24 protein-coding genes are annotated in these 25,532 nt (G+C 59.5%); 6 read left to right on the top strand and 18 right to left on the bottom strand.

Annotation, left to right across the window (positions count from 1 at the left end; translation table 11 throughout):
- Nucleotides 1-87: 87 nt before the first annotated feature.
- Nucleotides 88-789 (top strand): YkgJ family cysteine cluster protein, encoded by a 702-nt coding sequence (locus BOSE62_RS16080; RefSeq protein ID WP_159647737.1) that lies wholly within the window; start codon nucleotides 88-90, stop codon nucleotides 787-789.
- Between the two features lie 90 nt (nucleotides 790-879).
- On the opposite strand, the gene BOSE62_RS17435 is transcribed toward BOSE62_RS16080, so the two are convergent.
- The 3 genes from BOSE62_RS17435 to BOSE62_RS16070 all read right to left on the bottom strand — a co-directional run bounded on the left by BOSE62_RS17435 (nucleotide 880) and on the right by BOSE62_RS16070 (nucleotide 3,135).
- Nucleotides 880-1,026, bottom strand: a complete 147-nt coding sequence (locus tag BOSE62_RS17435) for a hypothetical protein (protein WP_236554092.1) — start codon at nucleotides 1,024-1,026, stop codon at nucleotides 880-882.
- A 185-nt stretch (nucleotides 1,027-1,211) separates the two neighbouring features.
- On the bottom strand, nucleotides 1,212-2,579 hold the full coding sequence (locus tag BOSE62_RS16075; protein ID WP_159647736.1) for an aromatic ring-hydroxylating oxygenase subunit alpha: 1,368 nt from the start codon (nucleotides 2,577-2,579) through the stop codon (nucleotides 1,212-1,214).
- Nucleotides 2,569-3,135, bottom strand: coding sequence for a nuclear transport factor 2 family protein (locus BOSE62_RS16070; RefSeq protein ID WP_159647735.1), 567 nt, complete (start codon nucleotides 3,133-3,135; stop codon nucleotides 2,569-2,571). The genes BOSE62_RS16075 and BOSE62_RS16070 overlap by 11 nt, the downstream gene beginning before the upstream one ends.
- 56 nt (nucleotides 3,136-3,191) lie before the next feature.
- Between BOSE62_RS16070 and BOSE62_RS16065 the strand changes: the two genes are divergently transcribed.
- Both BOSE62_RS16065 and BOSE62_RS16060 read left to right on the top strand, forming a co-directional pair.
- Nucleotides 3,192-3,731 carry a nuclear transport factor 2 family protein gene (locus BOSE62_RS16065; RefSeq protein ID WP_159647734.1) on the top strand — a complete coding sequence of 180 codons (540 nt, stop codon included), beginning with the start codon at nucleotides 3,192-3,194 and terminating at the stop codon, nucleotides 3,729-3,731.
- Between the two features lie 469 nt (nucleotides 3,732-4,200).
- Complete coding sequence (locus BOSE62_RS16060) at nucleotides 4,201-4,929, top strand: outer membrane protein (RefSeq protein ID WP_236554089.1); 729 nt, start codon at nucleotides 4,201-4,203, stop codon at nucleotides 4,927-4,929.
- 135 nt (nucleotides 4,930-5,064) lie between these two features.
- On the opposite strand, the gene BOSE62_RS16055 is transcribed toward BOSE62_RS16060, so the two are convergent.
- Nucleotides 5,065-5,937, bottom strand: coding sequence for a tetratricopeptide repeat protein (locus BOSE62_RS16055; RefSeq protein ID WP_159647733.1), 873 nt, complete (start codon nucleotides 5,935-5,937; stop codon nucleotides 5,065-5,067).
- 37 nt (nucleotides 5,938-5,974) lie between these two features.
- Nucleotides 5,975-7,015, bottom strand: a complete 1,041-nt coding sequence (locus tag BOSE62_RS16050; protein WP_236554087.1) for a sel1 repeat family protein — start codon at nucleotides 7,013-7,015, stop codon at nucleotides 5,975-5,977.
- 377 nt (nucleotides 7,016-7,392) lie between these two features.
- Between BOSE62_RS16050 and BOSE62_RS16045 the strand changes: the two genes are divergently transcribed.
- Nucleotides 7,393-8,847, top strand: a complete 1,455-nt coding sequence (locus BOSE62_RS16045) for an MFS transporter (RefSeq protein WP_159647732.1) — start codon at nucleotides 7,393-7,395, stop codon at nucleotides 8,845-8,847.
- Between the two features lie 82 nt (nucleotides 8,848-8,929).
- Here BOSE62_RS16045 and BOSE62_RS16040 read toward each other — a convergent pair whose 3' ends face one another.
- From BOSE62_RS16040 to BOSE62_RS16020, 5 genes are all read right to left on the bottom strand, one after another.
- On the bottom strand, nucleotides 8,930-11,131 hold the full coding sequence (locus tag BOSE62_RS16040) for a M3 family metallopeptidase (protein WP_236554085.1): 2,202 nt from the start codon (nucleotides 11,129-11,131) through the stop codon (nucleotides 8,930-8,932).
- A gap of 172 nt (nucleotides 11,132-11,303) precedes the next feature.
- Nucleotides 11,304-12,152: a phosphodiesterase gene (locus BOSE62_RS16035; RefSeq protein WP_159647731.1), complete on the bottom strand. Its 849-nt coding sequence runs from the start codon at nucleotides 12,150-12,152 to the stop codon at nucleotides 11,304-11,306.
- 27 nt (nucleotides 12,153-12,179) lie between these two features.
- Nucleotides 12,180-13,985 (bottom strand): cytochrome c3 family protein, encoded by a 1,806-nt coding sequence (locus BOSE62_RS16030; protein ID WP_159647730.1) that lies wholly within the window; start codon nucleotides 13,983-13,985, stop codon nucleotides 12,180-12,182.
- A gap of 16 nt (nucleotides 13,986-14,001) precedes the next feature.
- Nucleotides 14,002-14,883 carry a hypothetical protein gene (locus BOSE62_RS16025; protein WP_159647729.1) on the bottom strand — a complete coding sequence of 294 codons (882 nt, stop codon included), beginning with the start codon at nucleotides 14,881-14,883 and terminating at the stop codon, nucleotides 14,002-14,004.
- Nucleotides 14,884-15,016: 133 nt separating this feature from the next.
- Nucleotides 15,017-17,467 (bottom strand): cyclic nucleotide-binding domain-containing protein, encoded by a 2,451-nt coding sequence (locus tag BOSE62_RS16020; RefSeq protein ID WP_159647728.1) that lies wholly within the window; start codon nucleotides 17,465-17,467, stop codon nucleotides 15,017-15,019.
- Nucleotides 17,468-17,708: 241 nt separating this feature from the next.
- Here BOSE62_RS16020 and BOSE62_RS16015 point away from each other — a divergent pair, with 241 nt between their 5' ends.
- Both BOSE62_RS16015 and BOSE62_RS16010 read left to right on the top strand, forming a co-directional pair.
- Complete coding sequence (locus BOSE62_RS16015) at nucleotides 17,709-18,665, top strand: tetratricopeptide repeat protein (RefSeq protein ID WP_236554084.1); 957 nt, start codon at nucleotides 17,709-17,711, stop codon at nucleotides 18,663-18,665.
- Nucleotides 18,666-18,958: 293 nt separating this feature from the next.
- Complete coding sequence (locus BOSE62_RS16010; RefSeq protein ID WP_159647727.1) at nucleotides 18,959-19,306, top strand: hypothetical protein; 348 nt, start codon at nucleotides 18,959-18,961, stop codon at nucleotides 19,304-19,306.
- Nucleotides 19,307-19,386: 80 nt separating this feature from the next.
- Here BOSE62_RS16010 and BOSE62_RS16005 read toward each other — a convergent pair whose 3' ends face one another.
- The 8 genes from BOSE62_RS16005 to crcB form a co-directional block, all read right to left on the bottom strand.
- Nucleotides 19,387-19,797: a MerR family transcriptional regulator gene (locus BOSE62_RS16005; RefSeq protein ID WP_159647726.1), complete on the bottom strand. Its 411-nt coding sequence runs from the start codon at nucleotides 19,795-19,797 to the stop codon at nucleotides 19,387-19,389.
- Nucleotides 19,798-20,075: 278 nt separating this feature from the next.
- Nucleotides 20,076-21,518, bottom strand: a complete 1,443-nt coding sequence (locus BOSE62_RS16000) for an AMP nucleosidase (RefSeq protein WP_159647725.1) — start codon at nucleotides 21,516-21,518, stop codon at nucleotides 20,076-20,078.
- Between the two features lie 55 nt (nucleotides 21,519-21,573).
- Nucleotides 21,574-22,272, bottom strand: a complete 699-nt coding sequence (locus BOSE62_RS15995; RefSeq protein ID WP_159647724.1) for an ATP12 family chaperone protein — start codon at nucleotides 22,270-22,272, stop codon at nucleotides 21,574-21,576.
- Complete coding sequence (locus BOSE62_RS15990) at nucleotides 22,269-22,580, bottom strand: hypothetical protein (RefSeq protein WP_159647723.1); 312 nt, start codon at nucleotides 22,578-22,580, stop codon at nucleotides 22,269-22,271. The genes BOSE62_RS15995 and BOSE62_RS15990 overlap by 4 nt, the downstream gene beginning before the upstream one ends.
- Nucleotides 22,577-23,233 (bottom strand): HAD-IA family hydrolase, encoded by a 657-nt coding sequence (locus BOSE62_RS15985; RefSeq protein ID WP_159647722.1) that lies wholly within the window; start codon nucleotides 23,231-23,233, stop codon nucleotides 22,577-22,579. The genes BOSE62_RS15990 and BOSE62_RS15985 overlap by 4 nt, the downstream gene beginning before the upstream one ends.
- Nucleotides 23,230-23,865 carry an FMN-binding negative transcriptional regulator gene (locus BOSE62_RS15980; RefSeq protein ID WP_159647721.1) on the bottom strand — a complete coding sequence of 212 codons (636 nt, stop codon included), beginning with the start codon at nucleotides 23,863-23,865 and terminating at the stop codon, nucleotides 23,230-23,232. Before BOSE62_RS15980 ends, BOSE62_RS15985 begins: the two co-directional genes overlap by 4 nt.
- On the bottom strand, nucleotides 23,865-25,244 hold the full coding sequence (locus BOSE62_RS15975) for an RluA family pseudouridine synthase (RefSeq protein ID WP_159647720.1): 1,380 nt from the start codon (nucleotides 25,242-25,244) through the stop codon (nucleotides 23,865-23,867). Before BOSE62_RS15975 ends, BOSE62_RS15980 begins: the two co-directional genes overlap by 1 nt.
- Nucleotides 25,151-25,528: a fluoride efflux transporter CrcB gene (gene crcB / locus BOSE62_RS15970; protein ID WP_201295693.1), complete on the bottom strand. Its 378-nt coding sequence runs from the start codon at nucleotides 25,526-25,528 to the stop codon at nucleotides 25,151-25,153. The genes BOSE62_RS15975 and crcB overlap by 94 nt, the downstream gene beginning before the upstream one ends.
- Between the last annotated feature and the right edge of the window lie 4 nt (nucleotides 25,529-25,532).

The following is a 25,532-nucleotide window of genomic DNA, read 5'->3' as shown; positions in this document are numbered from 1 at the left end:
GGCCAACGAACGCTGGTTTTGCGTGAAGAAGGATAGAAAGTTGCGGATGTTTGACATTATATTTCCTGCACATGCAGCGACGCCATTATGCCAGATCGTGCGGGTTCGGACTTCAATCGCAAGATCCAAACAAGGACGGTTGCGCCTGAGGTCGCAAATCCGATAAGGCCGATTGACGATATCATTGATAAGCTTTGGGATCATAGATTGAGGCAATCGGAAAACGATAGAAAACAAATGGATGCATCGAGCACGCTTTGCACATCCTGCGGCCTATGTTGCGACGGCAGCTTGTTCAGAATCGCGCCATTGGTCCCTGAAGATGGCGCTGTTACGCCTCCGTTGCGCTCGCAGGAAGATGACGATGAGCGCTTTCTTTCGCTTCCATGCAGGGCACTGGACAGCGAAAAATGTTGCACCGTGTACGACCACCGCCCCAGGATCTGCGGTGCTTTTCGCTGCGCTCTGCTGGATCAGCTGGATGGGGGGATAATCACTTTGCAGGACGCGACGCAAAAAGTGGCCGTAGCGCATCAACACAAATCAAGGACACTCGCGGTGGTAGGCCAGTTTGTCGATACCGATGGCCGTGGCATGAAAGATATCAAACAAAGTTACCGGGGCTTGAGCAATGCAGATCAGACGCGCGATGCGCGATCCTATAAAGAAGGAGAATTCTTGCTAAAAGCTTTCGGTCATTATCTTCGCAACACCTTCTTGGATAATCGTCAAGTCACGTTGAACTCAGCGCCTTCCACAATCTCAAAGCAGGAAGCCGACAGGCCTTAGATCGCCTGTTTTTCTGAATGGTCAGAATGACGGAAAAACAGAGCTACAAAAAGCATGATGCCGCAGCAGCCTGAAATTAGCCCGCAAAATTTATGAGGCTGCTCCAAGGGTGAGTGTTTCAACTACAGTAATTGCCTTCTTACCCTCGGTATAATCTTCCAGAACGATTTCCATCAATTCAGGCTTCTCATAAGGTCGCTTCGCAGAATTCTTTTCCGGTGTATTTGTTGGTTTCACAATCAAGCCTTTCAATAAATGCCGCGTATTAGTCGCCTTATCTGCTATCTTATATGCCTCGCAGATACCAGTCAAGATGCATCGTCGGGTGCTGGCAAAGGCAGGCTGCGCTTAGCCAGTATTCGGTAAGGCATCGTGCCTCTCCTCCCTGGAATCAAGTTACGACGCCACGCATTCGGAATAGCTCACACCAGATATTCGTCGAGCGTCAGCTGCAGGCGCCGGATCCGGGCCTCCTGATAATTGCCGAGAGACTGGGCGCCTTTTTTCGAGGCCTTGGCGCCATCTCTCTGCATCGCGAGATTGTCGGTGTCCTGATCGAGGATATCCGCAAGAACGAAGCCTTCCACGCTGGTGTAGCTGTCCCCAATCTCCAGCCGGATCGGTTTGGCGGGCGCGGGTCGCTCGCCGTTTTCTGGCAGCGGTTGCAGCACCAATATCTCGTGCAGGCAATGGTCGACGTCGATTGGCCGGAAGCGGTAGCAGAGCCGGATGTTGATGCCGGGGAAGAAGAACATGTTCGGGAACAGGAAATATTCGAGGCTGTCGATCATTTCGCTGGTCGAGACGCCGGAGAGATCGACATTGAACGCGCTGCCATGTTCCTGGCGCAGCATTTCTGCGTGGACTTTCCGGGCCGATGCCCCCTCGGGCAGATCCTTCGGGTCGCGGCCGAGCTTCTCGAAAAGCTTGGCCTCGCTAACCGGCTGGTTGAGGTGCGGACTGGGCACGCCGATCGCGTGCATGAAGCGGCTGACATTCTTGCCGAAAATATCATATTGCGCATTGGCGTCGCCGGCGGTGTAGACTGCCTGCGAATGCGTTTCCAGCACATGATAGGCCTCGAGGAAGGCCTCCATCGCCATCTTCCAGTTGGCCGGCAGGACCTTCTGCGTGTGCAGCGCGACATAGCGGTCGTCCATCGGCCATTGCTTGAAATGGTCGGGCAATATTTCCAGATAGTCGGCCAGCGGCGGTGCATCCTCGTCCATGTTGATGAAAACAAAGCCGCCCCACGTTTCGCAGCGGATCTCGGTCAGGCCGAAATTATCCTCGTTCAGATGCGGGAAGTCCCAGCGGCAGGGAATTTCCTTGAGCGATCCGTCGAGATTGAAGGTCATGCCGTGGAAGGGGCAGCGGATGTGCGAGCGCCGGGCGCCGCTGCTGCCTTCGGTGGCGAATTTCATGCCGCGATGCGGACAGCTATTCACGAACGCGCGGATCTTGCCGTCATCGCCGTGCACGACCAGGATCGAATAGGGGCCGACATCATAGACATGCTGGTTGCCGGGCGCGGGGATATGCTCCTCGCGACAGGCCCATTGCCAGGTCCGGTTCCACATATGGTCGATTTCGCGCTCATGGAAGGCCGGGTCGATATAGCGGTCGAAGCTGATATCCTCGTCGCCGAGAAATTCATATTGCTCGGTCCGCATCGCCGGCGGCGGATTGTCGCCGTCCGCGTCCATGATATCCTGCATCGAGGGACCCGGGCAGCGCGCCTCGCCCGGCGCGAGATCGGGATCGGACGGTTTGGTCAGGTCATAGGTCATAGTCGGGCTCCGGTTTGCGGGTCATGGCGGTACGATGGTAAAGCGGGTCGGCAGGCTTGCGCGCGCCAAGGATCATTGGCGAACCGTCGAGAAATGCGTCGGTGCAGGGATCGTCCCGCACCCAGTCCACCAGTTCCGAACGATAAGCGAATTTCCAGATACCGCCGCGTTTCTCCAGCCGGTCGACATAGCGCCCGCTGATGAACAGGTCGCGCTGCTCGCCCGCCTCGTTGGTCAGCTTGTGATAGGCTTGGTAATAGACTTCGCCATAAGCTTCATCGCCGGACAGCTCGATCAGATGCTGGCCGAGCATATGATGGTTGCGCTCGTGCGTTTTCAGCGCATCGATGCAGAAGTCGGCAAAGCCGTCCGGACCGCCCTCATAGATGCCGTAGCTCAGATAGGCATCGTCCCAGAATTGCGCGCGCAGCAGATCGCGGTCCAGCCGGTCCAGCCCGCGCATGTACCACGCCGCCAGATCGCGGATCGCCAGATTGGCCGTCAAGGCCTCCAGTTCGGTCGCCCTAATCGCATCTCTCCTGTTCTTTTGAGGCATAGTAGGAGCCGGACGGATCGGGTAAATTACTCTTATCGATAGCAGGAGGGATGACCATGGCGGGGGACAATCGAGCAGGCATGCAGGAGCCGGGCCGCGTCCCCGACCCCGCGGAACTGGCGGATCGCGCCGCCATCGCCGAGATCATCGCCCTGCACTGTCGCGGCGTCGACCGGGCCGACGAAGCGACGCTGAAAAGCTGCTACTGGCCCGATGCCACCACCGCTTACGGCCCGGAAGCCGTGCCCGCCCACGGCTTCTGCACGGAGCTGGTGCCGGCGATCAAGGCCTTCCGCCAGACCCACCATTTGGTCACCAACATTCTCTACGCCTTCGATGGACCGCAGGCGCGCGTCGAGAGCTCGCTCATCGCCTTTCACTATCTCGCCGGAGCCGATGGCGCAGACAGCGAGATGACCTATCTCGGCCGCTATCTCGACCGGTTCGAGAAGCGCGGCAATGTCTGGAAGATCCGGCACCGCGAACCGGTGATGAGCTGGAGCCAGAATGCCGCCACCACCCACGACGCCGACCACCCCGCCCTGTCGGCGCTGCGCCAGGCCGCGCGCTTCCCGAACGATATCGTCTATAAATAGCGCGCGGATGCGCCGGTGGGACAGCCGCGCCCCTGCCCTGCAAGAACGTTACAGGACAGCCCGTTTTTATTTTCTGTGACCTTTGCCCCGAGGCCCCTGCAAAACAGCCGGACGTTCCCAACAACAGCCCTGCCTGGTGTGACCTTTTCCACGCTCCGCCCCGGCGCGTCGGCCGGCGAGGACGAATGCCCGGCAAAGACTCGTCACAAGGCGCAGCATAAGCGCAGACGGCCCGTGTAGGACAGCGGATAGTCCGCTGCACCGGCGTCCCGTTGTGATATTTTTGCATCAGAAACGGACAATTTCGACTTATTGCATCGCCGATGGAACGCCGCTGCTTCTGGGCCGTTTCCTCTACTCGTCGATCTAGCGCGCCCGGTATTGGGCGCAGCATCGGCGGGAAGCCCGCAGCCATAGCGGGCAAGGCCGGAACGATCCTGTTCCATGTTTAGTTAGTTGGAGTAAAATTATGAAATCCCCCATGATCACCCCTCTGATCCTCTCTTCGGTTGTCGGCAGCTTTGCCGTGGCCGCCCCTGCTACCGCGCAGTCCGACTCCCCCTTCACCGGTCCGCGCGCGGAAATTCTCGGCGGCTATGACACGCTGCGTTCGGGCAGCGATGTTGATGTCGACACCGACAATGACGGCATTTTCGAGAATAATACGCTCGACCAGTCGGTTGACGGTTTCGCCTATGGCGTCGCGCTCGGCTATGACTTCGATGCGGGTCCCGTGGTCTTCGGTATCGAAGGCGAATATATGGATTCGACCGGCGAACAGGAAGGCGACGAGGACATCAACGCGCCGTTCGGTTACCGCGTCAACCTGAAGCGTGACCTGTATATCGGCGCGCGCGTCGGTGCCAAGGTCAGCCCGACCACGCTGCTCTACGCCAAGGGCGGCTACACCAACACCGCCGTTGAATCCCGCTTCCAGGACCGCGCCGAATCCGATGGCGTCGATCTCAACTTCGACGACAGCCAGCAGGTTGACGGCTATCGTCTGGGTGCCGGCATCGAGCAGGTGATCGGAACCGGCGGCAACGGCAATGGCTCGGGTGCGTTCGTCAAGCTGGAGTATCGCTATTCCAACTATAGCTCGCTGAAATATAACGACACATTGTTCAACGATAATAATGAAATCGGCGTCGACCTCGACCGCCACCAGGTTGTCGCGGGCGTTGGCTTCCGCTTTTAAGCCGGACCTAGCCCGGTAACAGAGGGGCGCGCCGTTCGATGGACGGCGCGTCCCTTCATTGTGTGTTTTTAACGCGTGCGGTTGTCGATATCTGACAGGTTGCCAGCAAGACATTCGGGCCGGGGAAAACCGTCTTCACTGCTGCGGCATAGACCGCGCTTCGTTGCAGCCGTCCTGATTGCCCAGCTTGCAGGCATAACCGAAAAACCGACGGGCCATTTTCAGGTCGACCGGGCCACCGTCGCCGGTGCGCGCCAATATGCCCGTGTTCATGCAACCGCCCACGGCCCCGGCATTGCAAGATTGCGCAAAGGCTGCACGTGCTGTGGCCCGGTCCTGTTTCACCCCTTCGCCGCCGTAGAGCGCATTGCCATAGTTCAGGCATCCGTCCGCCTTCCCTTTCGTGCAGGACTTTTCGAAGGCACTGGCTGCGCTGGCCAGATCGACTGCGCCACCTTGTCCGGCCTGGGCCATCAGCCCCAATCCGTAGCAGCCGTCAACGTTGTCGCCGCTGCAGGCTTTGTCAAACAGACGTCGAGCCTTGACGAGATCTGCACTCACGCCATTGCCAGCATAATGGAGAAAGCCCAGATTATAGCAGGCGCTCGACCGGCTACCCTCGCACGCCTTGGTCAACGGGCCAAGTGAAGCGCCAATATCTTTGGGTCCCCCCTCCCCGTCGCGCAACATCCGGCCATAGACATCGCAGGACGCTGGAATATCAGCGGCACAACCCTTCGCATAGGCGCGCCGCGCCAGCGGCAAGTCTTTCGCGACATGCGTACCGCGATACGCCATAGACCCCAGATTATTGCAGGTAACCGCAATATTTCCGTCAAAACAGGCGATTTTATATTGGGCGAAGGCGGTCGCGTGATCGCCCTTGTTCGCCGCTTCCTGTCCGGCCAGAGCCGCTTGCTGATAGCTGTTCATTCCGGACTGCGCGTGCGCCGTGTTTCCGGTGAGAATCACCGCCAAGACGACAAAAATTTTCAACAGATTCTGCATCGGCTGTTCCTTCGGTAATAGGGATGGATTTTGAAATTCAGCAAACATTGCGATTTGCATTATTGTTCATGGTGCAATGTGCGGAGCGGTATTTCTCTCGCACCTGCCTACGCGCGTCCGCGCTCGACAAGACTGACGGGGAGGCCGAAGACCCAGACGAGGAGTATCTGCGATAGCTGTTTCGACTGCCGCCATTCTGTGCGGCCCAGCGGCTGGAGGACGCGCCCGGCATATTGGTGCAATTGAATATGCCGCATTCACTGCCGCGCGACCGGCGGGAGATTTCCGTATTAATGACCCGGTTCAGATTACCCGACGGGAACCAATAGTCCAGCACATGGAGATTATCGATATAGACGCTGCCCATCGCGCCTGCATTGATGGCGGCAGTCAGCGCATATTCGGCATCATCGACGGTGCGGGAATTGTAAATGGCAGCATAGATTGCGCCGTCATAGTCCCCGCTTTTGAGGAAGCTGGTAACGATGGCGCGCTTGTTCGCCTGTACTGCTTGCCGCGCCGCTTGCTGCCGGGCGCGCTGGGCCGCTTCCGCCCGTTCCATCTTGACCCGACGGGATTTCAGCGATCCGGCAAGATCGCAGATCGATTTGCGGTCTTCACCGCCCGATCCGCATGCATGAGCAGCCAGTTGCTCCGCGTTCCGATAGTCTCCGAGATTATACAGGATACGGGCCTGGTGCATACAGGATTGCCAACGGCCAAAACCACAATTTATACCCCGGTACCGAAGGGCTTTTTCCGCATCGAAATAGGGTGAACCGCTGTCGGCAAAAACCGCTTCTGCCACATCGCAGCCGTCACGATCCTGCTCGGCACATCCCCTTTGTGAAAAATTGCCCGCCGCGGACCAATCCTTGTCGACATCACCTGCCCCGTCAAAATAGATCAACGCCAGGCGGCCGCAGGACGCCCCGTCGAAGTCGTTGCAGCCATTTTGCAAGTAGCGCAGGCTGAGAAAGGCGTCAAAATCCGAGCTTTTCGGATCAGACAGGATCATCCCGGCCTTGCCACATGCTGATTTGTCGCCGGCATTGCACTGCGCAATATAGCTATCCAAAGCAGCGTCGCTTGCCTGCGCCGTTACCGGTGAACTGAGACAAGCCGTCAGCAGCAAGAGACAAAACAGATACAAGGATCGCCAAGCCTGCCCTGTTGGAGCAAGGACGGGCAGCGATGGGGTGGATTGCAGACTGGTCATTGCCCGTGTCTATTTGCAGGCCTTGCGGGCGTCCAATGACAAAGCCTGTTAGGAATCTGCGAACGGCCGGCGTCCGGAGAGCGTCCGCCGGCAGCAGAATGTTCCGGAACCACCTTCCCCGTCTTGTCCAAAGGGCCTCCCGCATCGCCCAAGGCTATCGCAACCGGCTTCTCGATATCGCTCCTATCATGATTTCAGTGGCATCAGGCCCCCTAGTGTGCGACGCTGACACCAATGTGAATAAGCACCAAAGCGCCTCTCTGCATCTAACCTTGCCCAACCGCCTGTCCTACGGTCTTGGCGGAGCGGTTTATGCGGTCAAGGAAGCCGCCTATGTCATGTTCGTGCTGCTGTTCTACACGCAGGTGCTGGGGCTGAGCGGTACGGCGACCGGGATTGTGCTGTCGCTCAGCCTGGTCTGGGACGCGGTGTCGGACCCGATGGTCGGTAGCTGGTCCGACCGCTACAAGAGCCGCTGGGGGCGGCGGCATCCGTTCATGATTTATGCCACCGTGCCGATGGGGCTGGGCTTTATCGCGCTGTTTGCGCCGCCTGATTTCGTGCTCGACAGCCAGCTGTGGCTGGCGGCGTGGCTGTTGGGCTGTTCGCTGTGGATCCGCACCGCGCTGACCTTTTTCTCGATCCCGCATTATACCCTGGTCGCGGAAATCTCGCAGGATTATCACGAGCGCAGTGCGCTGATGGGGCAGCGCACTGCCTTTCTGTTTCTCACCACCTTGCTGCTGCCCTCGGCCAGCCTCTATTTCCTGTTCGACGAGGGTGCGGGCGGCGACGGCCGTTTTGTCGCGAGCAATTATGTGACTTATGGCTGGCTGTCGGCGCTGATCGTCTGGATCACCGCGACGGCGTGCATCGCCGGGACCTGGAAGTTTATCGGCCATACCAGAGTCGACCCTGCCCGGGCGCCCTCCACGCCCGGTTTTGCGGGGCTGTGGCTAGACTTTCTCTCGACCTTCCAGAATCGCAATTTCCGCAATGTGCTCGGCTATGATCTGGGCGCGACCGCGTCTTATGGCATCACCATTGCGCTCAACATCATTTTCTGGACCTATTTCTGGGAATTGCAGGCGACCGAGATGGGGCTGCTGCTCGGCCTGTCCGTGCTGATCGCGGTGCCTATCGCGATGGTCTTCCTGAAGACCGCCGGCCGGCGAATGCCCAAGCATGATATAGTCAAATGGGCGGTGGTGGTGATGCTGCTCGACCTGTCCTGGCCCTATCTGCTGCGCTGGCTGGACCTGATCCCGGACAATGGTGACCCGGTGATCTTCGCGGTTCTGGTTGTCCAGAACGCTGTCTTCATGAGCTTCTTCATCTTGCGGATCGTGGCCATTGCCTCGCTGACGGCCGACCTGACCGACGAACATGAGGCAGAGACAGGCCTCAGGCAGGAAGGCGGTTTCTATGCGGTGCTACAGTTCACGACAAAGCTGGGCGGTGCGGTGGGGCCGCTTTATGGCGGCTTTGCCCTCGACCTGGTCGGGCTGGAGGAAGGCATGCGGCCGGGAGCGGTGGAACGGTCGGCGCTCGACGCGCTGGTCCTGATCGGCGCCGCCGCCATCGTGCCGCTGATGCTGATGGCGTTTTTCTTCACCTTCCGCTTTTCGATGACCGAAGAGCGGCTGCTGCAAATCCAGGCGCTCATCGCGCGGCGGCGGCAGGACCAATAAAAAGGGGGCCAAGCGGCCCCCTTCTCTAATTCCATCTGGACCATCGCGGCCTGTAGAGCCGCTTCGTCCGTTCGCGTCAGCGTCACTCACCCGGTACGGGGAAACCACGCTTCTTGAGGATATATTTGACCTCCGGATCGCGGCCGCGGAATTCGCGATAGGCTTCGCCGCGGTCGGTTTCGTTGCCGGTCGCCAGAATGATCGAGCGGAAGCGTTCGGCGACCTCCTTGTCCCACGGGCTGCCGGCCTCTTCAAAGGCTGCCCAGGTGTCGGCATCCATCGTTTCCGACCAGAGATAGCTGTAATAGCCGGCCGAATAGGCGTCCGACGAGAACAGATGGTTGAACTGCGGCAAGCGGTGCCGCATCACGATTTCCTTCGGCATACCGATTTCGGCCAGTGTTTCACGCTCGAACGCGTCCGGGTCAGTGACCGGCTCTTCGCGGTTGTGCAGCTTCATATCGACAATCGCGCTGGATAGATATTCGACCGTCGCAAAGCCCTCGTTGAAGGTCTTCGACTTGTTGATCTTGTCGACCAATGCCTGCGGCATCGGCTCTCCGGTGTCGGCATGTTTCGCATAATTGTCGAGAATATAGCGGGTCAGCAACCAGTTCTCGTTCACCTGGCTCGGATATTCGACGAAATCGCGCGGCGTGCCGGCGAGGCCCGGATAGGTGATGTCATAGTTGAGATAATGCAGCGCGTGACCGAATTCGTGGAACAGGGTCGAGGCATCGTCGAGGCTGATCAGCGTCGGTTGCCCGTCGCCGCCCTTGACGAAATTATTGTTGTTCGAGGCCAGAACATAGCGGTTCTTGCCGCCCAGATCATGCTGGCTGCGATAGGTGGTCATCCATGCGCCCGACCGTTTTCCCTCGCGGGCATAATTGTCGAGATAGAAGAGACCGACCAGCTTGTCGCCGCGCTTCACCTCGAAGGTGCGCACTTCGGGATCGAAGACCGGAACGCTGCCGGTATTTTCGGTGAAGGTCATGCCGTACAGCTTGCCCGCCGCATCGAACATCGCGTCGACCATATTGTCGAGCTTGAAATAGGGTTTGATCTCGGCCGCATCGAGATCATATTTTGCCTTGCGGACCTTTTCGGCATAGAAACGATAGTCCCAGGGCGCGATGGTAATGCCGGCGCCTTCCTTGTCGGCAATCGCCTGCATGTCGGCGACTTCTTCCTTCACCCGGGCAACGGCTGCTGGCCAGACTTTCATCATCAGTTCCATCGCCGCTTCCGGATCCTTCGCCATCGTGTCGGCCATGCGATAATGGGCGTGGGTCTTGAACCCGAGTAGTTTGGCGCGATCGGCGCGTATCTTCAGGATCTTGGCAATGGTCGCGTTGGTATCATTCTCGCCGCCATTGTCGCCGCGGTTGATATAGGCGTTATAGACTTTCTCGCGCAGGTCGCGGCGCGTGGAATTCTGCAGGAAGGGCTGCATCACCGAACGGGTGTTTTTCAGCGCCCAGCCGGTCTTGCCCTGCGCTTCGGCAGCGGCCTTGATCGACGCGACAAAGCTGGCGGGCAGGCCGGCCAGATCGACTTCGTCGGTCAGATAGATATAGCTTTCCTCGTCCGCGAGCACCTTGTTGGAAAAATCGTTGAACGCTTTTGACAATTTGGTGTTCAGCGCGATCAGCTTTTCCTTGTCCGCACCTTCGAGCAATGCGCCGTTACGGACGAGTTGCTCGTAATTGCGTTCGACAAGACGCATCTGCTGCGCGTCCAGGCCGGCGGATTCCCGGTTGTCATAGACCGCCTTGGTCTTTTCGAGCAATTTTGGATCCAGCGCCAGCTCGTCAAAGAAAGCCGAGATTTTCGGCATCCATTCGCCCTGAATCTTGCGAATTTCCTCGTTCGATAGATTGCTGCTGTGGACACCCCAGATGGCGAACAGCTCGTTGGAATCATTACCGGCCAGTTCCATAGGCAGGGTGAAATTCTGAAAGGTCGGGGGCTCAGGATTGTCGCGGATCGCAACTACCTCTGCCTTGACCCTGTCCATGGTCGCCTGAAAAGCCGCGGGAAAATCGGAGACCTTGATCTTGTCCCAGGCAGGCACGCCGTCATAGGGACCGGTCCAGGGTTGGAGCACGCTGTTCCCGCTAATATCCGCAGGGACCGCTTGCATTGCGCTCATTTTGTTCAGTTCGGCTGTCGTCATTTTTTTTCCATGATTGTCGGCGAGAGCAGGTGTCGCGGTTGCGCCGATCAGCGCGGCGCTTGACACGCCCAGAAAGATTTTACGGGTGGATATCGTGAATCGCATCTACATTTCTCCAAATATGGGATCCGCTCTACGCGGCTGACCCCGAAGCGCACAAGGCGCAGTTGGAGACCGTCTAGCCAAAGCGGAGCGGAAACGCAAAAAAGGTTGCGTTGGAAATCAAATATTAGACGAACGACTGTTTATTGCCGATGAACGACATCGGAATATCCGGCTATTCCGGTCTTTCAGCAAGCAAGGCGCGGACCAGCGGCTGCAGATTCTCGTCATAGCGGGCGAGCATCACATGCTCTTCGGCATTTTCGAAATGGCTGATCAACTGCCGGCCGTTCCAGTAATGCAGGGCAATGGCCGGCGGGTCGGCAACGATCATGTTGCGCCCATCCGGATTTTCCGGATCGATCGCGCTCAGGTCCAGCGCCACCTGCGGCGCGGTGGATGCACAGATCGCCAGGCTGACATCCCCCCACCAGGTGGAAATATTGCGGTGCAGATGGCCGGTGATCATGCCCTTGACCTGGTCATGACCCGCCACCGTTTCCGCCAGCCGGCTGACCCATGGCTCGTCGGGATGGGTGGTCATCCACTCGATCCCGCTTTCGACCGGCGGGTGGTGGAGGATCAGGATGACCGGCTTGTCCGTTTGCTCGGACAGCCGCGCGGACAGCCAGGCGGCACGGGTTTCACAGAAAGCGCCGCCGTGACGCCCCTCTTCGAGCGTGTCGAGAAACAGCAGCCGCAGCTCCGCCGTGTCCACCTCATATTGAACGAAGCCGTCGGGGGCCGGAACGTCGGGAAACTGTTTGCGAAACGGCGCCCGCAGATCATGATTGCCGAGACACATGTGGACCGGAAAGGGCACGACGGACAGAGCATTTTCCAGCCGCTGATAGCTTTCCTGATCGCCGCGGTCCACCAGATCGCCGGTTGCCAGCAACAGATCGGGCTGCGGAGTCATCGCGCAAATCGCCTTGATCGCCTGATCGAGCCGCTTTCGGTTGAATTCTGCCGGATTATCCGGGTCAAAGCCCAGATGAATATCCGTGATCTGCGCCATCAGCATGGACGCTCTCCCCTTTTTGCCTTTGCCCTAGCGCCGGGCAATCTGCTTCTCCGGCTTTGTCTGCTTGTCTTTCTGTTGTTCCTTGATCAGCCAGGGCGCTCCGTCATCGGCGTGATAGTCGTGACACATGGCGCAGGTCGATGGCACGTCGGATGCTTCCTGAAATTCGCCGCCGTGGCATTCGCGGCAGGTCTTTATGCCCGGCAACAGCAGGTCAGTGGCCTGCTTCGATGCCGGTGCATTGTGACAGCTTTCACAGGTTTCTTCCTTATGGGCGTCATGGCTGAACCAGCCCTTGTGCATATAGCGGTCGGTCTGGGTCACCGGCTTGATGCCGTAGTCGACCCGACCGCGCGCGGTCGGCGGGGTGACGCCGTGACAGTCGAAACAGGCACCGCCGCGCGAGAAGACCTCGCTGATCGCCAGATTGGCGCGGCTTGGCCGGAAACGGACGGCGCGGGCATAGTCGCTCGCGACGCGGATATCGTTGCTTTCGCCCGGACGGCGGCGTTTCATTCCACCGAGATTGATCGGCCGGGCCGGGCCGGTGGAGCGGTAATAGGCCCGAAGATCGGCCTGCACCATCGCCGGTTCGCCGTGCCGCAGGGTCCGCACCGTGCCGCCAATCTCGTCAAAGGCCAGACTGTGGCACATGCTGCAGTCTTCCTTCATGTCGACCGGTTCGAAGCGCACGCCCTTGGGGTCCGGCGTGTGGCAATCCTTGCAGACCAGAGAGGGACCGAAACCATAGTCCGCCGCCAGCCGGCGCCCCATTTGCGCGACACCGCCGGTCTTCGACAGATGCAGGTCATGGGGGAATTTCAGGCCGTTATTCTCGGTCGGCTTGTCATCCAGCGAGATACGCTCACGCGGCGGGTTCTTGCCGCCCGGGCGAACCAGCACAGCGGGCCGGAATTGCGGATGTTCGATGCCGAAGTCCGACGCATTTTCCAATTTCGTGTCGGTCAACCGTGCATCCATCCCGTTGTGGCAATCCGCGCAGAATTTTTGCGCAGTGGGTTCCATAGCACCGGCGCCTTCATGCTCGCTGTGACATTCGACACACCTGCCCGGCGGTTTGTTGAAAGCCGAAGCGAAAGCGGCGCCGATTTTGCCGAAACCTTCCGGGTCGCCCCGTGCCGTCAGCAGGCGCGGCTTGGCCGCATGGTCGTGCGCATCATCTTCGTGGCAGGTGAGACAGGTCTGGTCCTGCACGGTGACGAAGGCGTCGACATGACAGGCCTGACAATCCTGCTCCAATCCATGGTGCGCGCTGCTCAGCGCGCCCGAGGACCACATGGTGTCGGCGTGAAACTGGTCGGGCCGCTCCTCGACCCCGCGCCAGGTCGCCCAGGTGTAGATCGGCCAGACCAGAAAGGCCGCCAGCACCAGCGCGATAAAGCCCCACGCGCTGACCCGTTTGCCCGGGAGCAGCCCTTTGAGCGTGTACAGCGTCGACTCGCTGCGCGTTTCGGCGGAATCGGAAAGAGCCTCGACCCGCTTGACGGTCAGGATGATATCATCACCCTCTTCGCTGACGACAATGATATGGCCGCCGAAGCCGAGTTCCGCCCCGGTGGCCGGATCGATGGTGACGGAAATCCGCTGCTGTCCGTCGAGGGTAAAATTCTGTCCCGACGTGCTTTCGACAATGAGTTGCCCATCGTCACGCTTGCGAATGACCGCATGATCCGGATTGACGGCAAGATCGGGCAGGTGGATCGCGTTGCCGGTGCTGCGGCCTACACCGATTTCATCCGTCGAGAAGGGCTTGGACCGGGTAATATCCCGGCCGGCGGCGGTGGTGGTGATCTGGCGAACAATGAAGGTCATATCGGTCTCTCCATCCTTACCAGTAGAAGAATACGCTGATGATATGCGCGGTGAGCGAGGCGATCAGCGCGAACGTCATCGGAACATGGATATAGAGCCAGACCTGCAGCATCGCCTTGAGCTTCAGGTGGCGGCGGACGCGACCCAATGTGGATTCCTTTTTTTCGAGCAGCGCCTCGACCTTGTCGAGCGGATCGTCACCGCCCATTTTAGGCTGGTAGGCCCGCTCGCGACGCAGGTCGGCCTGCGCCTGACGGGTCGCGCAATCGGGATATTTGCCGGAAATGCGGCGGAAGAAGCCGCCGCCAAACGGGTCTTGTTCAAGCGATTGCAGCACCTGGGTGGCATGTTCCGCCGATAGCGGCTGCGCTGCCTCGTGCAATTGCCGGTCGAGCGAGCGAAGATTTTCGAGCATCTCGGTCTCGGTCATTTCGTCGCGATTGTCAGACAGCGCCTTGGGTATGGTCACATAGAAATAGATACCGACGATGCCGGAAATGATCACAATCATCATGAACAGATAGGCGGCGGTGTGGATATTCCAGCCGAGCTGGAAGCCGGTGTGCAACGTGCCGATCACGATCAGACTGAGCCCGAGATAGATATGCGCCGAGGTCCAGGCCTTGAGTGACCACTGGCCCGGTGTCATCGCCCGCTTGCGCACGCCCAGCATGGTCAGCCACAGGATCAGCAGCGCCCCGATCGTGCCCAGCGTATAGCCGTACCAGCTGCCGCCATTGTGCCGCGGCGACACATCGACAAGCAGATAGCTGACGATACAGACCAGCATGATCGCCGCGGAAATCTTCAGCCAGCGGAACCCGGCATGTTTCAGGAAGCCGTCGTGCATCGCGACTTTCTTGCGGCCGGACGGGGCCGGGATGGCGTTGCTGGCCATTATGGGGTGCCCCCCTTTGCTGCGGGTTTGGTGTCTGGTGATACCGTTCGTGCTGAGCCTGTCGAAGCACCGCGTCTTGCCATCTGTCCTTCGACAAGCTCAGGACGAACGGGATGTTGCAAAAACAAACAGTTCACACCTCTTCCCCTTCCAGCTTGGCGACGGTGAGAAATTCCTCCGGAGCCACGCGGATCGCCGCACCGGTCGGGCAGGCGCGAACGCAGGCGGGGCCGCCCTTGATCCCGGCGCACATGTCGCATTTGATCGCTTTCTTCGGTTTCTCCACCGATGGATCACTATGCTCGGCGCTCCAAGTCTTGTCCGGCTCGCCCGGCCCCGGACCGGTGCCGAAGAACAGCCAGCTGAGCAGGCCGGGCTTTTTCGGCGGCACCTTGTCCATGCGGATCACACCATAGGGGCAATAGCGCTGGCAATTGCCGCAGCCGATGCAGCTGTCGTCGATGAACACCTCGCCATCGGGACCGCGATGAATGGCATCGGGCGGGCAGTCGGACATGCAGTGCGGATGCTCGCAATGGCGGCAACTGGTCGGCACATGCAGATGGGCGTAGGTCTTGCCCGCCTCGCGATCGAGACGCGACAGGCCCTCGTGACTGTCGGCACAGGCTTTCTCGCAATTGTCACAACCGACGCAGAGATTTTCGTCGATCAGCAGCACATCCGTGGCTTCGCCAATGCCATTGTCGACGAGGAAATTGGCAATGCCCGAATACATGTCGACGACGCCCGAAAAACTGTCCTTCTTCGCTTCGACAAAGGCGTTTACATCCTGTCGCGCGGCCATTTCCATCTTCGCCTTGCGCATCAGGTCCGGATGGGCATCGAGCACTTTCTTAAAGGCATCACCGTTGATCCTGATCACTTCCGACTTGATTGCGGCCTTGACCGTCGCAGTGCGATAACCACCAGCGATCAACGTCATTTCCCCGACATAGGATCCGGCCGGCAAATAGGAGAGGAACACCGGTTTTCCGCCGATCTGCTTCTCGACCACCATCGAGCCGACACGAATGACAAATATGTCGTTGCCCTCGCCGCCTTCTTCGATAATCGCTTCGCCGGCGCGGACGTTGATGATCTCGCTGGTCTCGACAACCTCGGCAATATCCTCTCTGGTCAGACCCGAACCGAACATCTGCAGCAATTGCCGTTCGGTGGAAATACGCGTGATAGCGCGCTTCGCAGCCGGCACCGATGCCTGCAGTTTCAGCGCCGCGGTGCGTGGAATTTCGACGACGATGACATCCTCGGCGGCCTTGATCGTCGCGCCGCGGCGGCGGCCCGAGATCAGACCGACCTCGCCAAAGATCGAACCCTGTTCGATCGGCACAGTGATCGAGGGATCGTCCGGATTGATTTCGACCGCGACCGAACCCTGGGCAATAGCGAACAGCGAACTTCCCGGATCGCTTCGTTCGAAAATGGCCTCGCCGCGGCGATAGCTTTGCGGCTGACTGTCGAGCATGAATTCGCGCATCTGCAAGGGTGAAAGTTCGTTGAGGATGGTTATATTGGCGCGGAAAAATTCCAGCCATTCGTCAACCGTCCGCCCTCTCGGCAGGCTGCTGAATTTTTCTTCGAGGATCGGCTCGTCGGCGGGTTTCAGATCGCTATTGCCGTTGATGAACTCGATGACATCATAGCCCTGGTTCATGCAATGTTTGATCAGCGGATAGCCGGCAAGCGCACCGATAACGTATAGGCCCTTCTTGGTGCTTTCGAAGGCCGGCGACAATTTGGGATAGGCCTCGCGGTCTTCGCTGGTAAATTCGATTCCGCATTCCTCGACAAATTTGCGCGGCGGCGCGCTGCCCATGCGCGCGATGATCCGGTCGCATTTGATCGTCTCTTGCCCGTCGCGGGTTTCCAGCACCAGTTCGCCGTCCCTGACCTCGGCCGGCGTCGTCTCGTTGCGGATCATCACCTTGCCCTGCTCGCCCGCTTCCATCAGCAGTTTCACATTGGCTTTCTTGGCACGGGCAAATTCGGCCGAGCGGTTGAGAATGGTGACAACATTATTCTGCGCCGCATCGGCAGCGAGACCCAGGGCGTTTTCGATTCCCGCATCGCCCGAACCAATGACCGTGATATGCTCGTCATAATATTCGCCCGGATCGTCGAGCTGGTATTGCACCATCTTGTTGTCGCCGCCGGGGCAACGCATCAGGTTGGGATTGCCCTGCGTACCGATCGCCATGACGATCGTTTCGGCTTGCACTGTATCGCCATTTTTCAGGGTGAGGGTGAAATTGCCTTCCTCACCTTCGATCTTGACCGGCTCCGCATTATACCTGACGTTGACGCCGCGCTCTGCGGTCTGTTCATCCCAGGTGCCGAGAATATCCTCGCGCTTGCCCGCGTCGAAATTCATGTCCGAGCGCAGCACGAGCTGGCTCGGCGTCGCCATCACATGCTTGCCCTTCTGATATTTGAAGATGGTATCGGAGAGATGGTCGGTCTTTTCGAGCAGCACATGCTTCAGCTTGAGCTGCGCCGCGCGGCCAGCCGCGCTCATGCCCGCCGGTCCGGACCCGATGATGACTACACGAAACTTGTCCGACACGCGCTCGCTTCCCCCTTATGCTTTCCCCGACCAACGCACCCTCATACGTCATAGCGATCCGGTTCGGCTTGTAATTCGGCTTTAGCGCGACCCAAAAGATTGAACTTTGGCAGTATCTTACCAAAATGCCTCTTCATTGCCAGTGCAAAATATCACAGCTATCTCGGTGCTTGTCAGGCAGGTAACGGCTGCTTATCCCTGCACGGTAAAATGAATATGTGAAACAGCCCGAGGATTGACCATGGCGAAACCAGCTCCATCGATGAATATCAGCCGAATCGCGCTTATCGTCGCGGCTTTGCTGGCGCTGGGAGCGGTGGCGGTGCAGGTCTACCGCAGCATGAATGACGAGAGCGGTGGCAGCACGACTATTGCCGATGCCGGGACCGAGGCGGCACCCAGCGTCGATGAGGTTATCGACGGTCTGGAAAAAAAGCTGCAGGAAAATCCCGACGATGCGGAAAGCTGGCGGATGCTGGGCTGGAGTTATTTCGAAACCGGAAAATTTGCAGAATCGGCTACCGCGATGAAGCGCGCCACCACGCTGGATCCGGACAATCCCGAATATTGGTCGATGCTGGGTGAGGCGCTGGTCATGGCTAGCAACGGACAGCAAGTACCGGACGACGCCGCAGCCGCCTTCCGCAACGCTCTGAAACATGATTCGAAAGATCCCCGCGCGCGCTATTTTCTGGCAGTAGAGAAAGACATGGCCGGTGACCACCGGGGGGCGATCGACGACTGGTTCGCCTTGCTCGAAGACACGCCTGCCGACGCGCCTTATGCCGCCGATATCCGGCGTGTCATCGGCCAGGTGGCGGAGAATGAAGGCATCGATGTGAAAGCCCGTCTGGCGAAAGCCGCCCCCGCTGCACCGACAGGCGGCGTCACGACCGACGGTCCGGCAGTCGCCACGGCGGCCATCCCCGGTCCCAGCCGACAGCAAATGCAGGAAGCGGCCGCCTTACCGCCCGGCCAGCAGGAGGCCATGATCGCCAATATGGTCGATGGTCTGGACAAGCGGCTGCAGTCCAACCCCGACGATGCCAATGGCTGGATCATGCTGATTCGCAGCCGCATGCAACTGGGCCAGACCGTACAGGCGAAACAGGCGCTCGACCGCGCCTTGAAGGCTTTCAAAAATGACGGGACCGAGTCCAAGCGGATCAGGGAAGCTGCGGCAGCCCTTGGTGTCTAGGCGGTATCGGCCGCCTTGCCGCACAGAGATAAACCATGTGACAATCCTGTCGCCCCATTTCTGTTCCGGGCCACACAGCGTCGCGAAGACAGCATAGCGCCGAGGCAACGGCACTATCCGGAACGGGCAAAGTTACACGAGTTTACGCCACATCCCATCGTGTTGTCGGGCTGGTGCTTTATTGCTAGGCTGGGAATGGCCTGCTTGTTGCGTGAAATGTCCATTCTGGAACAGTTTAGCGCAAATATGAACTTGAAAACGGCATCCCTGACCATAACAAACGTTGAAATCTCTTGACCGACCTCTCCAAAAAAAGACTGGATCGCTTCGTACGGATCGTTGCAAAAACCCGGCGCCAGATATCCGAACATTTTTTCGAGAATCTGAGAATTCCGGCAGCGCCGTGCCTGGATATCCTGCTGGCATTGCACACCGCCGATAGCGCTGCACTGAGCGAAAACGAGATTTCCGACTATATTTCCTGCGGTCCTTCTGTAACCCAGAGATTCCTTGACCTGATGGTAAGCAAAGGTCTGGTCGAAAAAGACGACGACAAGGTCCGGTTGACCGCCAGTGGCCAAGATGAACTGTCCGGTGTTATGGAGCAGTTTCACGCCGATTTTATCGCGAAGGTCCTATAATTTAGAAAGCGTCCGGGGCGTCTGGCCCCCTCGCGCGGGAGGCCGGTTGCACCGCAGAGTCGCTGACGAAAGCAAGCCGTTCAGCCTGCATCGCCCGGCAAGCGCGGTGAAGCCAGGGCAGAGACGATCTTGCATTCGCCAACCGTGCCATCACCGCAACATTGCAACATCAGCGACAATTCCTCGCGCAGGGCGGTGAGATCGGCAATTTTCTGGTCCACGGCGACGAGATGCGCCGAGGCCACTTCATCGACCGCATCGCAGGGATCCTCGCTGTCATCGGCCAGTCTCAGCAGTTCGCGAACCGATTCGAGCGTAAATCCCAGCGCACGCGAGCGCCGGATGAACGTCAGGCGCTCCATATGGGACAGGTCATAGTCGCGGTAATTTGCCTGTGTTCTCGCCGGCTCCGGCAAAAGTCCGGAGGATTCGTAATAGCGGATGGTTTCGACCTTCGTGCCCGTCTGCTTTGCCAACTCGCCGATTCTCATGCCTGACCCTATAGTTACTACAGGGTGCATAGATAGGAACGAGTCTCGAAAAAGCCAAGGATATATGATGGCCGGAAAGCGGTGTGGGAGCGAAACCGGCGGTCGAACAATGCGGGATGCCCCGCGCTGGAAGATGCCGGCGCTGGCATTCAGCGGCGGCTGACAGATCGTCTGTCAGACCCGCGGCGAGATCTGGTCGCTGCGGGCGGCGGCGAAGGGCACGCAAGGACAGTTGTGAGGAGGCACAGCCGGAACTTCTCCTGCAAGGGGAAAGATCGCTAGCGGAACAACGGCTCGCCAAAACTCCGGAGTTTGCGGCTGTGCAGCGTCCCCTCGTCCGCCTCTTTGGCCAGCAGATCAATCGCACGCAGGCCGATCGCCAGATGCTGGCCCACCCGCTCCTGATAAAAGGCATCGGCCATGCCGGGCAGCTTGATCTCGCCATGCAACGGCTTGTCCGAGGCGCAGAGCAGCGTCCCGTAGGGCACGCGGTAGCGATAGCCATTGGCGGCAACCGTCGCGCTTTCCATATCGATAGCGATGGCGCGGGACTGGTTGAGACGGCGGGCAATCTGTTCGAAGCGCAGCTCCCAGTTGCGGTCTCCGGTGGTAACCACCGTGCCGGTGCGCAATTGCTGCTTGAGCTTCGATTTGTCGATGCCGGTTTCCGCCTGCACCGCTTCGGTCAGCGCCAGCTGCACTTCGGCGATCGTCGGCAGCGGAATACTCGGTGGCAGCACATCGTCGAGCACATTGTCGTCACGCAAATAGGCGTGGGCAAGGACATAGTCACCGAGCCGCTGGGTTCGGCGCAGCGCGCCGCAATGGCCGATCATCAGCCAGACATGCGGACGCAGCACCGCGAGATGGTCGGTGATCGTCTTGGCATTGCTCGGGCCGACGCCGATATTGACCAGGGTCACGCCGGGCCGGCCGTCGCTGCGGACCAGATGATAGGCCGGCATTTGCGGCGGCTTGGCAATTGGTGGAGCGGACGGCTTGCCATCCTGACCGGTAATCCGGTTGCCCGGCTCGACCAGCATCGTGGCCTTACCCGACGTTACTTCCTTCAGGCCATATTCGATGAATTCGTCAACATAACGCTGATAATTTGTAAACAGGATGAACGGCTGGAAATGTTCCGGATCGGTGGCGCAATAATGGCGGATCCGGTGCAGCGAATAATCGACCCGTTCGGCGGTGAACAGCGCCAGCGCCGAGGCTTCCTCGCCCTGGAATATCTGGCCGCCATCGACGATCTCGTCATTGGTCTTGACCAGATTCGGCGTGTGGAAATAATTGGGCAGCTTCTCCTTTTTCGCGCGATCCAGGCCAGCGCCGGCATCTTCCAGCGCGAAGGCCAGCGGTATCGGCGTGTCGGACAGTTCGACCCGGATTTTCGCGGTGAATGTGCTGTCGATCCGTTGCAGCTGGTCCAGCAGATATTCGCGGTACAGCTTCGGCTCGGTAATTGTCGTGCGATAGGTGTTGATATCGGCGAGATGGCCGGACGCCAGATGGCTGGTCTCGGTCGCCTGATCGGCGGGAATTTCAACGCTGATCTGCGGATACAGGCCCTGTTGCCGGTCATCCTTGGCCAGTTTCGATGTCGCGTAGCGGCGAAAGCGCGCGGCGGTGATTTCAATCTGTTCCGCGTATAGTTTTTCAAGCAGCGCCACGGCTTCGGCAGGCGTGGCACATAAAGTGGATTCGGTTGTCATGTAGTCTCCGTTACAGTTTCAGCCCTTTAACGGAAAAACGGATCAAAGGGAAAAACTAACTACGGGAAAGATCAAGAAAGCGGGCTGCCGCCTCGAATTCCTTTTTCTTGCGATCCCGCAGGGCAGCGGCCTGATCATCGCGCCCCCATTGCTGTTCCTGCCAAAGCTCTTCCAGGTTGGCCAGCGGCCAGAGTTGATCAATATCATATTGCTGTTCGACCAGCCCCAGTGTGGCGATCAGCGAGCCAGACAGGCCGACGAGCGACAGCATGGCGGCGATGACAAAATCGGGCTGCGCCTCGACCGCAGCGGTCAGACGGGCAACGGTGTCTTCGGGCTGCGCCTGATAGCGGATGCCGTGGATCAGGTTGAACCCCACATCATAGCGTTGCCGCGCCCATTCGAGCAGCGGATCCCAATGCTCCGCCTGATGATCGATCAGTGCCTGCTGCCCCCCGTCGGCCCGGTAATAAAGCATATCGCTGTCGGCAAAGGCCGCGATACGGGAGACGATCCGCTCACGCTCGTTGCCAACCTGGTCAAGCGCGCCTTGCGCAAGAGCCGTGAGCGGCATCGAAACCGGGACAATATCGTCTTCCTGGGCCGCCCATTCCGCGGCAATCGCATCGGCGAGCGCGGGGGTCGGTACAGCCAGCGCATTGCGCTGCGGCGTTTTCATGGGGCGCCCGTCGAGCATGATGGCAAAGACGTCACCGGCAGGCGACACCGATGCTTCCTTGTAAAATCGCTTCATGGGGCGTCCGCGCCTTCTGCCGCTTTCGCGATTTCTTCCTCGGCAACCCGCGCGCGGATATATTTGCGGATGATCCAGACCGGCAGCACCCACATCTGGGCCAGACCGATAATGAGCAGCACATAGCCCACTGGAGCCGGAACCGGCGGCAGCTTGTCCAGCGCGATCGCCAGACCCAGCATCACCAGCACCACGCCGAGCAGGCGGATGATGCTGATCAGCCAGTGCACGGCTTTTGCCTGCTTTTCCTTCTCCGGATCGGGGATATATTCGTCGCGTTCGTCTTGGCTGTCGATCGGATCGGTCATCGGTTCAATATTCCATGCAGGTCCGCCATATTGGCCACCACTATTTCCGCGCCGGCCTCGATCAGTTCATGCTCGTCATGATAGCCCCAGTCGACTCCGACCGGCCGCACGCTGGCGTTAACCGCCATCGCCATGTCGAAACTGGTATCGCCGATCATCGCCGTGGTTTCCGGCGCCGCACCCGCTTCGGCCATCGCCAGTTCAACCATCGCCGGATGAGGCTTGGAAGGATGCCGGTCCGCCGTCTGGAGAGTGACAAAGCGGTCGAGCAGACCGTGGGTTTCCAGCACATGCTGCAGGCCGCGGTCCGACTTGCCGGTGGCGACCCCCAGCACCCAGCCGGATGCCTCCAATTCTTCCAGTGTCTCGAGCAATCCCTCGTAGAGCGGTTCGTGCACGCCGCCCGCTTGACGCATTTCGAAAAAGCCGTCCTTGTAGGATTGGGTCACCGCCGCGACCAGTTCAGCGTCCTCGCCGGGCAGCAGCTGTGATACCGCCTCGATCAGGCTGAGACCGACAATCCGCCGCACCAGATGATGATCGGGTGGGACCAATCCATGTTTTGTAAAGGCCTGATCCATCGAGGCGCAGATATTGGCCTGACTGTCGACCATCGTGCCGTCGCAATCGAACAGGGCTAGCTTGTTGCTCATGTGTCTCCGAATTCCTGCATCAAATGGGCCATCGCCCGCCGGCCCGTGGCATTCAGCGCAGCGGCTGCATTGTCCCGCGCCGCCGCCGGCTTGTTCTGGCCAAGCTTCGCGGTCGGGCGCCAGGCCAGTATTTCCATCTCGAAACCGATGATTGCATCGACCATTTTGTCGAATTTTGCGGCATCCATCTTGTCGCGGTGCCACGGCTGCTTCGGCGCCAGCTTCGCTTCATTCTGCTCCGTCAGGTCGTCAAGCAGGCCGATCAGGCCTTCGCGCTCCATCTGCCGGACCGTCCCCTCCAGTTCCAGCGCCAGATAATTCCAGGTCGGCACCTGATCGTCCATGTCGTACCAGTCCGGACTGATATAGGCGTCGGGCCCATTGATCACACACAGCGCCTTGTGCCCGGCAATATGGCGGGTCAGCGCATTGCCGCGCGACAGATGGAATTGCAGCGCACCGTCGCCGGTGGAAAAGACCGGCACATGGGCCACACGCGGTCCGTCCGGCGTTTCGGCAAAAACCATGCCGAACCCGATATTGGCAATCATCGCCTCGAGCGCTGCCCGCTCGTCGGCGTCGTGATGATCATTGGCGGATCTGGGCCAGCGGAAGGCGGGATCGGGATGCATTATCTGGGCTTCTTGCGCAGCGCCTGCTTGACCTTGGCCTTGTGCGGCATGTTCTTCTTGTGCGTAGCCTTGCCGGCATTGGGCCGTTCGCGCTTGGTCGGTTTGCCGGCCTTGGTCGGCTTGCCCGTGGTCTCGCCGCGACCGCGCCGTTCGCCCCGTTTGTCCTTGCGGATCTGTTTGGCATGCGCTCTGGCCTGCTGTTTGCGGACCAGCTTGCCACCCGGTTTCTTCTCGTCGAGCGGCAGATCGCCGAGCAGCAGATCGAGCCCGAGATTATCCACCGTTTCGGCAAAATGGGCCGGCAGGTCGGCGCTGACGTCGAGCGTGTGCCCATCCGGATGCTCAATCCGCAACCGGCGGGCGTGCAGGTGCATCTTGCGGCTGATCGTGCCGGTCAGGAAAGCATCCTTTCCGCCATATTTGCCATCGCCGACGATCGGGTGGCCGATCGCCGCCATATGCACGCGCAGCTGGTGGGTGCGTCCGGTATAGGGCTGCAATTCCACCCAGCAGGCCCGGTTGCCGGCGCGTTCTATGATCCGGTAACGCGACTTGGCGGACTGGCCGTTTTCCTCGTCGACGTGCATTTTTTCGCCACCCGAACCCGGCTGTTTGGCAAGCGGCAGGTCGATCATGCCATCGGCGATTTCCGGAACGCCCATGACGATCGCCCAATAGACCTTGCGCACGTCGCGGCCCGAAAAACGCTTGGAAAAGAACGAAGCCGCTCCGGGCGAACGGGCCAGCAGGATCGCCCCGCTGGTGTCCTTGTCGAGCCGGTGGACCAGCTTGGGCCGGGATTTGGCATCAAAGGTCAGCGCGTCGAGCAGGCCATCGAGATGGGTTGTCGTCTTGCTACCACCCTGAGTGGCGAGACCCGGCGGCTTGTTCACGATGATCGCGGCTTTGTCCTTGTGGATCACCAGTTCGCGCGCGAAATCGATCTGGTCCTGCGACAGGTCAGCCTTGGCCTTGACAACACGGCCCGGTCGCTCGATTTCCTGCGGGGGTACGCGCAGAACCTGCCCGGCCTGCACGCGATCCCCTGGCGAAACACGCTTGCCGTCCAGACGCAATTGTCCGGTACGCGCCCAGCGCGAGACAATGTTGAACGGGACATCTTCCATGTGCCGTTTGAACCAGCGATCCACCCGGATATCGTCATCGTCGGCGGAGATCGTGAACTGCCGAACATCGAGTGTCTTCAGCGCCTGCTTCTGCTCCTTGGTCGAGCCCTGCGGCTTTTCCTCTTCGGAGCCGCTTTCGGCGGTGGGGTCGAAGCCGCTCATGCCAGCGCCCTGACGGCCATCAGACCGGCGAACAGGGCCAGCACCGAACCGGCGACGGAGACCAGGGCATAGACGATTGCTACGCCCCATTGACTGCGCTCGATCATATTGAGAACTTCCAAACTAAAGGCCGAAAAAGTTGTAAAACCACCCAGCAGGCCGACGCCGAGCAAGAGCCGCCACGGCTCGTCGATAAAACTGCTGCGCGCCAGAACACCGGCCAGCACGCCCATCAGGAGACCGCCAGTCACGTTGGCCACCAGAGTTCCTATGGGGTATCCCACGGGAGCAAGGTGAAAGACAAGCCGGCCGAGATGATAGCGTCCCGCCGCACCCATCGCACCGCCTGCCATGACAAGAAGCGTAGCGTTCATGGGC

The organism is Sphingorhabdus sp. 109, from assembly GCF_902506555.1.
GTDB lineage: Bacteria > Pseudomonadota > Alphaproteobacteria > Sphingomonadales > Sphingomonadaceae > Parasphingorhabdus.
The sequence above is the reverse complement of the archived record's forward strand: the minus strand, read 5'-3'. Positions and strand labels throughout refer to the sequence as shown.